The organism is Bacillus sp. AFS001701 (assembly GCF_002559405.1).
In the GTDB taxonomy this organism is placed as follows: Bacteria; Bacillota; Bacilli; order Bacillales; family Bacillaceae_G; genus Gottfriedia.
This window is the reverse complement of sequence record NZ_NTZO01000652.1, coordinates 1-998: the sequence shown is the minus strand read 5'-3', so window position 1 is coordinate 998 and position 998 is coordinate 1. Positions and strand designations below refer to the sequence as shown.

1 pseudogene is annotated in these 998 nt (G+C 35.0%); it reads left to right on the top strand.

Annotated elements, in window-relative coordinates:
- Window positions 1-26 precede the first annotated feature (26 nt).
- Window positions 27-576 (top strand): annotated as a pseudogene (gene hxlB, locus CN514_RS24390) (6-phospho-3-hexuloisomerase).
- Window positions 577-998 lie beyond the last annotated feature (422 nt).

Genomic DNA, 998 nt, shown 5'->3' with positions numbered 1-998 from the left:
TTTTACAGGCAAAGGGTGAATAGAATATGACAGTTGTATCAACTATTTTAAAAGAAATTGAAACTGTTCTTGGTCAAGTAGCAGAGGATCAGCTTCAGGGATTAGCGGTTCAATTGCAAAAAGCAAAAAGGATTTTTGTGATTGGTGAGGGCCGTTCCGGATTTATGGCAAAATCGTTTGCGATGAGACTAATGCATTTGGGTGCAACTGTCTATGTGGTCGGAGAAACCATTACTCCTTCCATTGCAGAGGGAGATTTGTTAGTGGCTATTTCTGGCTCTGGAACAACAAAAAATGTGGTTTGGACGGCAGAAAAAACAAAATCTCTTGGCTGCTCAATTATTGCAGTAACAACGAATCCGGAATCACCATTAGCAGCCGCTGCAACTGAAATTCTACATGTNNCCAGCCGCAACCAAATACCGACGGGAGAACGAGTTGAAAACAATTCAACCGCTAGGTTCTTTATTTGACCAATGCTCTCATATTGTATTTGATGTGGTATGTTTACTTTTTGGTAGACTTAATGATATGGATAATAGCAAGGCTTTTAAATTGCATAGTAATTTAGAATAGAGTGCAATGTTTTATTCCATTGCAAAGCAATAGTCTAAATTATTTTTTTAAACGTCCTCAGTGAATTTTATCAAACATTGCTTAGTAGGGTGAAAGGCAAAAACTGGTCGAAGATTGCAAAAAATGCATTTAATTTGAGTAGGATTTTATCCAGATTGGATTGGATCTATACTCTTTTTTAGGTACATGAATCCTAAGACATTTCAGTATTCGTTTCTCTAGCATGGAGCAATTGACAGTAATCGCACTTAAAAGCCTTAATTTATTTTTATGATTTAAATTTCAGGTTAAAATGATACGAAGAACCATATCCCAAGTGATGATAAACAATATTTCAGAGTGTACTATCGAGATTTTTAAATTAAATGTAATAAAAGATATGTTAAATAAGTAGAAAATATAAAGCGAAAGAGGGAGGATTT